General features: G+C 40.4%; 12 protein-coding genes. 11 read left to right on the top strand and 1 reads right to left on the bottom strand.

What is annotated here, in order from left to right:
• Nucleotides 1–173 precede the first annotated feature (173 nt).
• The 8 genes from QZR76_RS11210 (at nt 174) to QZR76_RS11245 (ending at nt 9,327) form a co-directional block, all read left to right on the top strand.
• Nucleotides 174–572 (top strand): hypothetical protein, encoded by a 399-nt coding sequence (locus QZR76_RS11210; RefSeq protein ID WP_294142907.1) that lies wholly within the window; start codon nt 174–176, stop codon nt 570–572.
• A 105-nt stretch (nt 573–677) separates the two neighbouring features.
• On the top strand, nt 678–2,153 hold the full coding sequence (locus QZR76_RS11215; protein ID WP_294142908.1) for a Fic family protein: 1,476 nt from the start codon (nt 678–680) through the stop codon (nt 2,151–2,153).
• Nucleotides 2,154–2,375: 222 nt separating this feature from the next.
• On the top strand, nt 2,376–2,945 hold the full coding sequence (locus QZR76_RS11220) for an ORF6N domain-containing protein (RefSeq protein ID WP_294142909.1): 570 nt from the start codon (nt 2,376–2,378) through the stop codon (nt 2,943–2,945).
• Between the two features lie 383 nt (nt 2,946–3,328).
• Entirely contained in the window at nt 3,329–4,765 is a 1,437-nt protein-coding gene (locus tag QZR76_RS11225; protein ID WP_294142910.1) for a capsule assembly Wzi family protein, read from the top strand.
• Between the two features lie 153 nt (nt 4,766–4,918).
• Nucleotides 4,919–5,692: a polysaccharide biosynthesis/export family protein gene (locus QZR76_RS11230; RefSeq protein WP_294142911.1), complete on the top strand. Its 774-nt coding sequence runs from the start codon at nt 4,919–4,921 to the stop codon at nt 5,690–5,692.
• Between the two features lie 28 nt (nt 5,693–5,720).
• A complete protein-coding gene (locus QZR76_RS11235) occupies nt 5,721–8,045 on the top strand; it encodes a polysaccharide biosynthesis tyrosine autokinase (protein WP_294142912.1) in 2,325 nt (774 codons plus the stop codon).
• Nucleotides 8,035–8,610, top strand: a complete 576-nt coding sequence (locus QZR76_RS11240) for an acyltransferase (RefSeq protein WP_294142913.1) — start codon at nt 8,035–8,037, stop codon at nt 8,608–8,610. The genes QZR76_RS11235 and QZR76_RS11240 overlap by 11 nt, the downstream gene beginning before the upstream one ends.
• Before the next feature lie 6 nt (nt 8,611–8,616).
• A complete protein-coding gene (locus tag QZR76_RS11245; protein WP_294142914.1) occupies nt 8,617–9,327 on the top strand; it encodes a CpsB/CapC family capsule biosynthesis tyrosine phosphatase in 711 nt (236 codons plus the stop codon).
• Here QZR76_RS11245 and QZR76_RS11250 read toward each other — a convergent pair.
• Nucleotides 9,324–9,554, bottom strand: coding sequence for a hypothetical protein (locus QZR76_RS11250; RefSeq protein ID WP_294142915.1), 231 nt, complete (start codon nt 9,552–9,554; stop codon nt 9,324–9,326). The genes QZR76_RS11245 and QZR76_RS11250 overlap by 4 nt on opposite strands.
• A gap of 209 nt (nt 9,555–9,763) precedes the next feature.
• Here QZR76_RS11250 and QZR76_RS11255 point away from each other — a divergent pair, with 209 nt between their 5' ends.
• The 3 genes from QZR76_RS11255 to kdsA all read left to right on the top strand — a co-directional run bounded on the left by QZR76_RS11255 (nt 9,764) and on the right by kdsA (nt 12,830).
• A complete protein-coding gene (locus tag QZR76_RS11255; protein WP_294142916.1) occupies nt 9,764–10,066 on the top strand; it encodes a DUF3276 family protein in 303 nt (100 codons plus the stop codon).
• A gap of 290 nt (nt 10,067–10,356) precedes the next feature.
• Nucleotides 10,357–11,631: a replication-associated recombination protein A gene (locus QZR76_RS11260; protein ID WP_294142917.1), complete on the top strand. Its 1,275-nt coding sequence runs from the start codon at nt 10,357–10,359 to the stop codon at nt 11,629–11,631.
• Nucleotides 11,632–12,029: 398 nt separating this feature from the next.
• Nucleotides 12,030–12,830 (top strand): 3-deoxy-8-phosphooctulonate synthase, encoded by an 801-nt coding sequence (gene kdsA, locus QZR76_RS11265; RefSeq protein WP_294142918.1) that lies wholly within the window; start codon nt 12,030–12,032, stop codon nt 12,828–12,830.
• Nucleotides 12,831–12,912: the final 82 nt, after the last annotated feature.

The raw sequence follows: 12,912 nt of genomic DNA on the forward strand, positions 1-12,912 counted from the left end.
TAAAATATTGTAATTTTATAGTTCATTGTTTATTTATTTTCCGCCGATCACGGAGAAAGGAGCATAAAGATCGGTTTGTATGTAATTATTTTTAAGAAATGTGCACGATGATCTATGATGTATTTCAGGACCGTCAGTAAGAATTTATCCTGTTTGATTTAAATTTACAAATGATGTCTGAAAATTTTGATTCTATTTTTTCGCAACTCGATGAGATAGCGGAAAAGGCCGGACTTGCCATGACGGAGAGTAATAATTTAAAAATCAGTGGAGACATCGATTTTGAGATGAATCTGGATGCACAAGGGAATGGGAGTTATTCCATTAGCAAAAACGGTTGGGGAGCCACGATCAAAGCTACTGCCACTATTTTGGCCCCGCCTAATGCCTTGTTTGACGTTTCGGTCAGAAGCTCGAAAGGCGGTGGGGGTGATTGGAGCGGGATTCCTACAGGCGGGAATGTGAGTTGTAGTTTAAAAACTTATTTCGGTAAGAACACGACGATTTCGGTACACGTTCATAGTTCTGTTCCGAACGCTCATTTTAAAGCCAGATTGCATTATTCCACATGATGATTTCATGATTTTAGTTTTAAGGTTTAGTAATGATGGTGCTATCCGGCGTAATCTTCGGGTAGTACCGTTTTTTATCGATGAATACAGCTTGTTTAAGAACGAATGAATTTGTCATTTGAGGATATAAAAGAATTAGTTTTGTCTAAAGAATCTTGTTCATTGGAACTGAAGGTTACAACCGGGCAATTAACACGTGGAATGGAGACGGGATGTGCTTTTATGAATTCTCAAACGGGTGGTTATGTTCTATTTGGTGTTAATGATCAAGGACAAGTTATAGGGCAGGAAATATCGGATAAAACTCGGAGAGAGATTGCGAGTGTTTTAAAAAGGTTTGAACCGACAGTATTGGCAGATGTGCAATACGTGAAAATTCCGGGGGGAAATAAATATGTAATAGCAATCTATTTTGAAGATTATATGGCAAAAAAGCCTTATCTCTTTGATGGTAGGGCTTACCTAAGGATAGAGAGTACGACGTCGGCAATGTCACAAGATATCTATCATGAACTTTTAATAGAGCGCAATAGAGAACAATTTCGATGGGAAGCATGTCCGAACACGAAGATTTTAATAGATTCTTTTGATAAAGAAAAGATTATTGGGACAATCAGATTGGGAATCGAAAATGGACGATTACCAGAGTCTTCATTGGAGAATTTGGATATTAAAGTATTACTGGATAAATTGAATTTAGTAGAAGATGGTATTTTTCGGAATGCTTCTGCGGTACTGTTTCAAAAACAACCTTTTCAATATTTTCCTCAATGTAAATTACGCTTGGCCAGATTCAAAGGTATAGATCGTTTGGAGTTTATTGATAATATTCAAATTACTGGAAATGTTTTTGTACTTTTTGATACTGCAATGTTATTCTTTTTTAAACATTTATCCCTGTCTGGAAGTATCGAAAAAGCAGAGAGAGAGGAAGAGTTGTCTGTTCCTTATAAAGCATTGCGAGAAGCAACGGTAAATGCTTTATGCCATAGAGATTATGCTTGTCCGGAAGGTTCTGTAGGGATTGCTATTTATGATGATCGAGTCGAGATAATGAATTCGGGTTCTTTACCTAAAGAAATTGTTTGTACTAACTTGCGACTTCCTCATAAGTCTTTTCCGCATAATCCTTTGATTGCAAATATTTTTTTTAGAAGACGTATGGTGGAAAGTTGGGGGCGAGGTTTGGAGTTAATGCATCGAGAATGCGAGAGAGTAGGACTTCCTGTTCCGGTTTTATCGAGTGAACATGGGGAGGTGATGGTTGTATTTCATTTTAAACAGGTCGAACAAGTAACCGAACAAGTAACCGAACAAGTAGCCGAACAAGTAACCGAACAAGTAAAAAGGCTTCTTGAAGTTTTAAATAGTCGGGAGTTGACGCTGAAAGAGGTACTTGTTGAATTGGGGTTGAGGCATCGTCCCACTTTAATTTATACTTATATTCAACCTGCCTTGCATGATGATCTGATCGAACAAACTCAACCGGATTCTCCCAATAGTCCTACTCAAAAATATAAATTGACAGAGAAAGGACGAAAACTGTGGATTAAAATTCTCTCTAAAAATGGACAATTGTAAATTTTAAAAAATTAAGGAATAAGGTAATTAAAGAGATTTACGATTTTGGATTTTAGATTTATGATTTGAAGAACCAAGGGATTCTGGGATTAAAGGATTCAGTGATTGAGTGATTGGGATTAAAAAGATTGACGATTGTAGATTTTAGATTTACGATTTAAAGAGGGTAAGATCTTAATCATAAATCGTAAATCTTAAATCAAAAATTAATTTACAATCAGAATGGATCAACTACAACTAATTCGAAGTAAGATATATGAAATACGAGGTCAGAAGGTGATGATTGATAAAGATTTGGCTGAATTGTACCAGGTTACAACCGGTAATTTGAATAAGGCTGTTCAACGGAATATTAAACGTTTTCCCGGCGATTTCATGTTTCAACTCACGAAAGAGGAATTTGATCAATTAAAAGTAAACTTGATATTCCATTTTGGAAGATCAAGTTGGGGTGGAGTTCGTAAACTTCCGTATGCTTTTACAGAACAAGGTTTGGCAATGCTTTCAGGAATATTAAATTCCGATATTGCAATTCAGGTAAATATCAATATAATGCGTGCTTTTGTTGCTGTTCGACAATTGATAGGTAATTCTTCTGTTGATAAAATAACGGAACTTCAAAATGAGTTAAAAGAGCTCAAAGAATATTTAGAATCGGTATTCGTTGATTACAATGATATTAATGATGATACCCGAATGCAATTGGAGCTTATCAATCAAACGTTGGCAGAATTACAAGTACAGAAGAAATTAGAAAATAAGCCGCATAATCCTATAGGATTTGTCAAATGACAGAAAGAGATTTACGATTTCGGATTTTAGATTTATGATTTAAAGAACCAAGGGATTCAGTGATTTAGTGATTTAGTGATTTAGTGATTGGGATTAAGAGATTAAAAAGATTGACGATTGTAGATTTTAGATTTACGATTTGAAGAGGGTAAGATCAGAATCTTAATCATAAATCGTAAATTAAAAATTATTTTGCAATCAGCGATTTGCAGTCGAAATTATCTGTTTTATCATGAATTTTAGGGTGGTGCTATTCAAAAGCAGATGGATAGCACTTTATTTATAAAATAAAAGAGATAGATTCTTTTCCAATAGAAAATATCGGGATTTTTTTGATTCGGAGTTTTTGTAATTTACAATCTACAATTTAAAATTTACAATTATTGAAGGCTATTTTATTCGGGATAATGTTGTTATTATCCCTTGCACTTTGTGCACAAAAACGTGAGGTGAGGTATTTCGGGGAGCTTAGTGGTTATGCCGGAAGAGGAGGGGTGTTACCGTTCTGGATGGGGGCGGATCGATGGGGTGCCGTGCCGGACCGGACGGGAGGGGTGTTGAAGGTCGGGTTGTTTTCCGGTTTTCGGGAGGGAAGAAAGATTCAGATGGCTTATGGCTTTTCGGGAGTCGGAATTGGAGAAAAAGGCGATAACCGGGTGTGGGTGGATGAACTTTACGTTAGTTCCCGGTGGAGGCGTTTGCGTTTGGATATCGGGATGATACACCCGGACACGGAGTATAACGGGGTCTCCTCGACAAACGGGGATATTGTACAATCGGCTAATGCCCGGGTCAATCCGGGATATAATTTGCGAAGTGAGTTTATACCGTTTCCCTTTATCGGCAAGGTACTGGCTTTTCGTTTTAGTTACGGGGATTATCGAATGATAGGGGATCGGTACGTGGAGAAGGTTCGTTTACATCACAAATCGTTATTCTTGCGAATCAGTCCGCATAAAAGGTGGGAGATCATCGTGGGACTGGACCATTATGCCCAATGGGCCGGAACTTCACCGGAATTGGGAAAACAACCCTCCTCTTTGAAAGATTATATCCGCATCGTGGCCGGTAGCGAAGGAGGAAGTGATGCTTCGGGTAGTGCGCAGAACAATGCCCTGGGAAATCATTTGGGACGAGAGCATTTGAGGATTAATTACAAGGGGGACAATTACACGTTGACGTTTTATCATGATATTCCTTTTGAGGATGGTTCGGGGACGGATTTTCGTTCGTTTCCGGACGGGACCTATGCTCTCTATTATGGGGCGAAAGATCGGTCGGGATGGTGTACGGATGTAATCTACGAATTCCTTTACACCAAATACCAGTCGGGGCCTTATCACGATCGTCCGGCTACCCCGGCGGAGATGGAGAAGCAGGATCCCAACGCTCCCGGTTACGGTTGGAAAAAAGTCGGAGGCCGGGATGATTATTTTTTACATGGTGAATATAAATCGGGATGGACGACTGACGGTCGGATTATCGGCACACCTTTTTTGCAAGCTAACCCGAAGAATGAAGACGGTATCGTGGTCGGTATGTACAATAACCGGGTGATTGCCCATTATTGGGGTATTAAAGGGAAAATAGCCCGAAAGATTTCTTACTTGGGAAGGTTTTCTTATTCGTTGAATTACGGGAGATACCGGGAGCCTTTTGAGCGGGTAAAACGGCAATGCTCCTGGGGTATGGAGATAGGAATCCCCTGTAAACAGTTACCGTTCAACATGGAGGCTGGAATTTATGGAGACGAAGGAAAGTTATTACGGGAGAACGTGGGAGTGATGTTGCGATTAACAATAGAGGGATTAAGAGATTAGGTGATTCAAAAGATTTGTGATTTTGGATTTTAGATTTACGATTTAAAGATGGCAAAATCACTGACTGAATCATAAATTATAAATCGTAAATCATAAATCAAAAATAAATTTTCAGGTCTATTCGACTTTCGTTAAATCAATAATTTTAATTATATGGGAATTTTGAAAAATGGAATATGGATTCTGTTGTGGGGGCTCATGTGTGTGTCCTGCGGATCGAGTAAAAAGGTGGTTTATTTACAGGATGCCGACGTGAATAAACGTATTAAAGCCGAGTGCGAGTATAAAACGGTGATTCAGCCGGATGATTTGTTGTCGATTATCGTTTCCTGCGATGATGTGGAGGCGGCAGTCCCGTTTAATACCCCGATGATCGGGTTAGGGAGAGAGACGGTGAGTTCGTCTAATCAACAGGTTCCCCAAGGGTATCTTGTCGATAAAGAGGGGTATATCGATTTTCCGGTATTGGGTAAATTGAAAGTAATGGGAATGACTCGAAATGAGTTGGCCGATTTGTTAAAGGAGCGTTTGGAAAAATATTTAAAGAATCCGATCGTGACCATACAATACTTGAATTTCAGGGTGACCGTGTTGGGGGAGGTAAAAAATCCGGGAAGTTATAAGGTGTTGGGAGAACGTATTTCCATCTTAGACGCTTTGGGTATGGCGGGAGACTTGCAGATTAATGCCAAGCGAAAAAACGTGTTGGTCGTACGGGAGGTGGACGGAGAAAAGCAGTTTGCTCGTATCGATCTGACCTCAACGGAGTTTATGGATACTCCTTTTTTCTTTTTGCGACAGAATGATGTGATTTACGTGGAACCGAACCGGGGACGGATTGCCGGGGGAAATGCCGGAGCTTTCTTACCCTATATTTTGTCGAGCGTCTCCACGATGGTAGCCATTATTGCCTTAATTGTCAGATAATAGAGTGTGTAAAAATAATATCGGGCTTATGAATGAGTTGAACAATGATCTATTTTTGGTTGAAGAGGAGGAAAGTTTTGATTTCCGGAAGTTTTTTAACAAAATTCTATATAGATGGTGGTGGTTTGCTATTAGTGTACCGCTATGTTTGGGTGGGGCTGTCTACTACTATATGAGGCAGGTTCCTGTATATAACGTGGAGGCAAAGGTGATGATAAACGATTCGAGGAAGGGGGAACTGGGAACCAATGCTATGATGAAAGAATTGGGCTTTTTTCAGGGAGATGTATTCGTGGAGAACGAAATGATCGAATTGCGTTCGAAAAATTTGATGCGGGACGTGGTGAAAGAATTGGATTTGAACGTGCGTTATTTCGAGAAGGGAGGAGTACGGGAAAAGGAATTTTATAAAGATGTACCGTTTCGGGTGTTGATCGATTATCCGGAAAATATTCGAGATACCTCGTTTTATGTCAACGTAGAGGGAAACGATCGGGTGGAAGTTTTGACCCCGGAAGGTGAATCTGTTTTTAAGGGGAACTATTCGGAAAAAATACCGGTAGGGGAATATGCGATTTCGATAGAAAAAGAACCCGTGAACGCGAAAGAGGGACAATACCGGGTGAGTATAAATTCCTACCCGGTAGCCACGGAAGTATTTTATGGAAAACTTGATATTAGTAATTTGGAGAAAAACACGAATGCCATCGGGCTTTCCGTGAAGGATGAATCGCCAGCCCGGGCCATCGATCTAATTCATCGGTTGATTGCTGCCTATAACGATAACGGGGTGAGTAATAAGCGGATTGTGTCGACAAGTACGGTGAATTTTATCAATAGCCGGTTGGAGGTGATTAATCGGGAATTAGGAGAGATCGAGGATAAGGCGGAGAATTTTAAAAAACAGAATCAACTGACAGATTTGACTTCAGATGCCACTTTTATCATGGAACGGAAAAAATCGGCTGGAGTCGAGTTGCTGAAATTAGAGACGGATTTGGACGTGGTAAGAAGTATCCGGGATTTTTTGAATCAAGAGGAGGAAGAGTTTCGTTTATTACCGGAAAACCTGGGATTAACGGATGTTACGTTGAACAACGGTATCGGGAAATATAACGAGATGATCCTGCGAAGAAATAAATTATTGCAGACTGCCCGGGAGAGTAACCCGCTGGTAAAAGGAATCGAGAGTCAACTGAGGGAATTAAAGGAGAATATTCGGGTCGCCATAGAGAACGTGGAGAAGGGATTGGAAATTAAGGTACAAAGTTTGGAGAAAGAGCGTCGATTGGTGGATAAAAAATTGACTTCGGTACCTACGCAGGAGAAGCAATACCGGGAGATTTCCCGTCAACAGGGATTGAAAGAGAATCTTTTCCTGTTCCTGATGCAGAAACGGGAGGAGGCGGAGATAGCCAGGTTGATGTACGTGCCCATGGCAAAAATTATAGAAGATCCGAATACTCAAGGCAGTCCGATATCGCCGAAAAAATCCATGATTTTATTGATCGGATTGGTGCTGGGATTTGCATTCCCTTTCGGGGGAATATTTCTATTGGATCTATTAGATTCCAAGGTGCGGGATACCGAAGACGTAGAGAAGGCCGTAAATGCTCCTGTTCTGGGAAGTACGCCAGAATTGCCGGAAGGAGATGAGGATATTTTTCAAGAGAATTTTATAGTATCGGAATCCATGCATCTGATCCGGGAGAATTTGAATTATATGGTGCAGCAGACGGCGTGTCCCGTCATTATGGTGACCTCAACCATTCCTCAAGAGGGGAAATCTTTTATTTCTGCTCATCTGGCTAATGCTTATGCCAAATCCGGTAAAAAGACGATCGCTATCGGTTGTGATTTGCGAAACCCGAAGATGGATGTCTATTTTAAATGTAATCATTATAAAGGACTATCTGCTTATTTGGCCGGAATAGAAAATGATAAACAAAGCATTGTAAATAAGATAGATGATTGTCTTTACGCTATATTCGGGGGAAGCGTACCTCCTAATCCGACTCAGTTGATAGCCAGTTCTCGGATGGAAGAGTTAATAACGGAATTAAAGAAGGAGTTTGATTGTATTGTGCTGGATACTCCTCCGTTGGGTATTCTGGCGGAAGGTTTTACATTAAGCCGACTGGCCGATGCATGTGTGTATGTTGTACGAGCTCACGTATTGGATCGAAAAGACTTGAGGCTGGTTGCGGATTTGGAAAAGAAAAAAAGATTGCCTAACCTTGGGATAGTTGTCAACGGGATAAAGATCAGACGGGGCGGTTATGGATACGGTTATGGTTACGGGGCTAAATACGGTTATGGTTACGGACAAAAAACGAAAAAAGATGAAGCATGAATTTTTTATACACGAGACTGCGGTTGTCGATGAAGGGTGTCAGATCGGGCACGGTTGCAAAATATGGCATTTTAGCCATATCATGAGCGGCTGTGTGTTGGGAAAGAATTGTAATATCGGTCAGAACGTGGTGATCTCTCCGGAAGTGGTGTTGGGAGATAACGTGAAGGTACAAAATAACGTGTCTGTTTACACGGGTGTAACTTGTGAAGACGATGTGTTTTTAGGGCCTTCCTGTGTTTTTACAAACGTGATAAACCCGAGGAGTGCCGTGAATCGGAAATCTCAATACGCTAAGACTCTTGTAAAGAGAGGAGCCTCTATCGGGGCTAACGCTACGATTGTTTGCGGTCACGATATCGGTAGATATGCTTTTATTGGGGCAGGAGCAGTCGTGACCAAAACGGTTTCCGATTATGCTCTCGTGGTGGGAAATCCGGCCCGGCAGATTGGTTGGATGAGCGAATACGGGCATCGCTTGTTTTTTGACGCGGAAGGTTTGGCTGTTTGTCCGGAAAGCGGGGAAAAATATCAGTTACAAAATGACACGGTCATAAAAATTTGAATTCATATGTTTTTCAAAAAACGTTCGGTAAAGCAATATTTTTTTTACGAACACGATTTGCATTCCCATATTTTGCCGGAATTGGACGATGGTGTGAAAAATATGGAGGAGTCGGTTGAGATCGTAAAGCGTATGTTAAAGTTAGGCGTGAAACGGTTCACGTTTACTCCGCATATTGCCTATCCTTTACTTGTGAATGGTCCCCAAAATATAGGAAAACGATGGGGAGAGCTGGAGGGACGTTTGGGGCGAGAGGATATTCGCTTGGATGCAGATTTGGGTGCGGAATATCGTGTCGGAAGGTATATATTTGATCTGATCGAGCAAAAACAAATCATGGCTTCCAGAGAGGGGAATGTATTGCTTGAACATAGTTTTTTGGCTCCTTCCCTTTATTTTGAAGAGTTATTATTTAAATTGCAAGCGGAAGGATTCGGACCTATATTAGCTCATCCGGAACGTTATCGTTTTTACGGCGAAGACATTGAAAAACCGTGCCGGGAATTGAAGAGCAGAGGCTGCCGGATGCAGGTAAATCTTTTGTCGTTTGTGGGTTATTACGGGAAAGAGGCTCAGAAGGGGGCTTACGCTTTATTGAAAAAGGGGTTGGTCGATTATCTGTCGGGTGATATTCACTCTTTGCGGCAAATCGAATTGTTGGAGGATTTTCTAAAATCAAAAGAGAGCTGTTGCCTGAATAAATACATGCTCTTTTAGACCTTTCCGTTTTTAGTTGTTTTCTCGATCTCTATCGGTTTGTAGGTTGCCCGTTCTTTGCGATCGGTGGTGGCGGCACAACTGATACCCCGATCATTCATGGCTTTGTTGCGGCCGATATGAGTTTCCGGAAATTTTTTCTTCTTGGAAAAAAAAGTGGAGATTCCCAGTCCGATAACAGCCAATCCGATTAGTACGAAGACAATAAGAAAGATTTTCCAAATCATTTTGATGTAGATTTTAAATTATGAGTTCAAAATTAGCTTTTTTCGGTATATATGGCTCGAAAAAGGTAAGTTTTGTTCTGTACCAATGTCGATATTCTTTATTTCAACGTTGATTAAGGAAAAAAGTTAAAAAAAAAGGATTAAAAAAGTTTATTTTTACTTTGTTTTTCCTACATTTGGGCAGCAAAGTCAAATAAAATTCAAAAGCAATGGAAGGATACGAACAAAATGAAGGAATGGATACGATTGATAGAGAGGAGATCTATTCTAACGCAGTGAAAGCAGGGAAAAGAACCTATTTCTTTGATGTGAAGGCAACCCGTAATAGTGATTATTATCTTACTATTACCGAGAGTAAAAAGAAATTTGATAAAGACGGGAATCCTAGTTACGAGAAGCATAAAGTATTTTTGTATAAAGAAGATTTCGATAAATTTGTGGAAGGTTTAGAAGAAGCTATTGGTGTGGTAAAAGCGGCCATCAATGGCGAATTGCCTAAAAGAGAAGATTAAACGCTGTAGTGTGCTGCGATATAGACGGGTGATGCGTACGTGTCACCCGTTTTTTAATTTTTGCTTATTCTACTTATTATGTCTTTGTGAAAAATCATGCAGGTGCAAAAGGAGTCATAAAACGTTCGAAACTGATAATCGAGTAGGCATGAATAGGCTTAAAATCGGTCTCTTTTTTATTTCGTTAGTATGCCTTTTTTATTTCGTTGGAAATATTGTGTTATCTTTGTGTAGGTAAATGACGATTGTAGATTAAAATGATTAAGTGATTGAAGGATTAAGAGATTGAGATGGATAACAAGCCGTTAGCAGAACGAATGCGACCGAAGTCTTTAGAAGATTACATCGGTCAACAACATTTGGTAGGGCCGGGAAAGGTGCTTCGTAAGATGATTGATTCCGGAGTTGTCTCTTCGTTTATTTTGTGGGGACCTCCGGGGGTCGGAAAAACGACCTTGGCCATGATTATTGCGGAGCAGTTACAACGTCCTTTTTATGTGTTGAGTGCGGTGAGTTCGGGAGTTAAGGATGTACGGGAGGTAATTCAAAAAGCCGAAAGTCAACGGTTCTTTAATACTCCGAACCCGATTTTGTTTATCGATGAGATCCATCGATTTTCTAAAGCACAGCAGGATTCTTTGTTGGCTGCCGTGGAGAAGGGAACGGTGACGTTGATAGGGGCGACCACGGAAAACCCCTCTTTTGAGGTCATTTCCCCTTTGTTGTCCAGGTGTCAAGTGTACGTGTTAAAAGCGCAGGATAAAGCTGATTTGGAAAAATTGATAGACCGGGCTATTCAAAAAGATTTTTACCTGAGTACTCGGAATATTACCGTGAAGGAGAAAGAGGCTATGATCTCGTATAGCGGGGGGGATGCCCGAAAGTTATTAAATATATTGGAGTTGGTAGTCAATGGATTAGGAGATGGAGATATTGTCATAGACAATGAAGCTGTCCACCGGGAATTGCACGAGAATCCATTGATGTATGACAAGGACGGGGAGCAGCATTACGATATCGTATCGGCCATGATAAAGTCTATCCGGGGAGGAGATCCGGATGCCGCATTGTATTGGATGGCTCGTATGTTAATGGGAGGAGAAGATCCGAAGTTTATTGCCCGTCGATTAATCATATCCGCTTCGGAAGATATCGGTCTGGCCAATCCGAATGCCATGTTGATTGCCAATGCCTGTTTTGAGGCGGTCCATAAGATCGGAATGCCGGAGGCTCGTATTCCTTTAGCCGAATGTGTTATCTATCTGGCAACATCACCGAAAAGTAATTCGGCTTATTTAGCTATCGGTGCAGCGATGGAAGCGGTTCACAATACCGGTAATTCGCCTGTTCCCCTGCATTTGCGTAATGCTCCGACCAAGTTGATGAAAGAGTTGAATTACGGGCAGGACTATAAATATCCGCATGATTTTCCGGGGAATTTCGTGGAACAAAACTATCTCCCGGAAGAGTTGAAGAATAGGAGATTTTATAAACCTCAAGCTAATGCCCAGGAACAGAAGATATGGGAAAGATTGGTGTTGTGGTGGAAAAACAGAAGAGATTAGGTGATTAAGTGATTAAGTGATTAAGAGATTAAAAGATTAAAAAGATTTACGATTTTGGATTTTAGATTTATGATTTGAAGAACCAAGGGATTCTGGGATTAAAGGATTCAGTGATTTAGTGATTGGGGATTCAGTGATTAAAAAGATTTACGATTTTGGATTTTAGATTTATGATTTGAAGAATCAAGGGATTCTGGGATTAAAGGATTCAGTGATTTAGTGATTGGATGAAATTTACGATTTCTGATTTTAGATTTACGATTAAAAGAAGACAAGATCAGAATCTAATCATAAATCGTAAATCATAAATCAAAAATTAATTTACAATTAGAAGGATCGGATTAGGCAAGAGTAGCGAGTTATAAATTAAAAATATATGAATTAATTAGGATATAGATATGTATAGAGAATTGGTTGATAAAGAGATGTTTTTTTTGTTGGCGGGACCTTGTGTGATAGAGGGAGAAGAGATGGCCATGCATATAGCGGAACACGTTAAAAAGATAACGGAACGCTTGCAGATACCGTATGTTTTTAAAGGATCGTTTAAAAAGGCCAATCGTTCTCGTTTGGATTCGTTTACGGGGATCGGAGATGAGAAGGCATTAAAAATATTGGCAAAGGTGAGACGGGAATTTGGAATTCCGGTGGTGACGGATATTCATAGCGAACGAGATGCCGTGTTGGCCGCTGAATATGCGGATGTATTACAAATTCCGGCTTTTTTATGTCGCCAGACCGATCTGTTGGTTGCTGCTGCTAAAACCGGGAAGATTGTTAATATTAAGAAAGGGCAATTTTTATCTCCGGAAGCCATGCGTTTTGCTTCCGATAAAATCAGGGAGTCCGGAAATGATGAGGTTATGGTGACGGAACGGGGAACTACTTTCGGTTATCAGGATTTGGTGGTCGATTTCAGAGGGATCCAAATGATGCAAAATGTTTGTAAATGTCCTGTCATCGTGGATGTCACACATTCGTTGCAACAGCCCAACCAGACTTCAGGCGTCACCGGAGGACAACCGGCTTTGATAGAAACGATTGCCAAGGCAGGAATTGCCGTGGGAGCGGATGGACTCTTTATCGAAACACATGCTGATCCGAGTCAGGCAAAATCGGATGGAGCCAATATGTTGCGTCTGGATTTATTGGAAGGATTACTGGAAAAATTGGTAAGGGTTCGTAAAGCCATTCTTTAATTGTAAATTAAAGGATTCAGTGATTGTCGATTTCGGATTTTTGATTGCCGATTTTAGATTTAAAGATGGCAAGATCAGAATT

Source organism: uncultured Sanguibacteroides sp. (assembly GCF_900543425.1).
Taxonomy (GTDB): Bacteria; Bacteroidota; Bacteroidia; order Bacteroidales; family Marinifilaceae; genus Gabonibacter.

Bases quoted from the DNA above. Each gene is read 5' to 3' on its own strand.
- QZR76_RS11260 (WP_294142917.1), top strand. From the start codon at position 10,357: ATGGATAACAAGCCGTTAGCAGAACGAATGCGACCGAAGTCTTTAGAA.
- QZR76_RS11220 (WP_294142909.1), top strand. From the start codon at position 2,376: ATGGATCAACTACAACTAATTCGAAGTAAGATATATGAAATACGAGGT.
- QZR76_RS11255 (WP_294142916.1), top strand. From the start codon at position 9,764: ATGGAAGGATACGAACAAAATGAAGGAATGGATACGATTGATAGAGAG.
- QZR76_RS11240 (WP_294142913.1), top strand. From the start codon at position 8,035: ATGAAGCATGAATTTTTTATACACGAGACTGCGGTTGTCGATGAAGGG.
- QZR76_RS11250 (WP_294142915.1), bottom strand. From the start codon at position 9,554: ATGATTTGGAAAATCTTTCTTATTGTCTTCGTACTAATCGGATTGGCT.
- kdsA (WP_294142918.1), top strand. From the start codon at position 12,030: ATGTATAGAGAATTGGTTGATAAAGAGATGTTTTTTTTGTTGGCGGGA.
- QZR76_RS11245 (WP_294142914.1), top strand. From the start codon at position 8,617: ATGTTTTTCAAAAAACGTTCGGTAAAGCAATATTTTTTTTACGAACAC.
- QZR76_RS11235 (WP_294142912.1), top strand. From the start codon at position 5,721: ATGAATGAGTTGAACAATGATCTATTTTTGGTTGAAGAGGAGGAAAGT.
- QZR76_RS11210 (WP_294142907.1), top strand. From the start codon at position 174: ATGTCTGAAAATTTTGATTCTATTTTTTCGCAACTCGATGAGATAGCG.
- QZR76_RS11230 (WP_294142911.1), top strand. From the start codon at position 4,919: ATGGGAATTTTGAAAAATGGAATATGGATTCTGTTGTGGGGGCTCATG.
- QZR76_RS11215 (WP_294142908.1), top strand. From the start codon at position 678: ATGAATTTGTCATTTGAGGATATAAAAGAATTAGTTTTGTCTAAAGAA.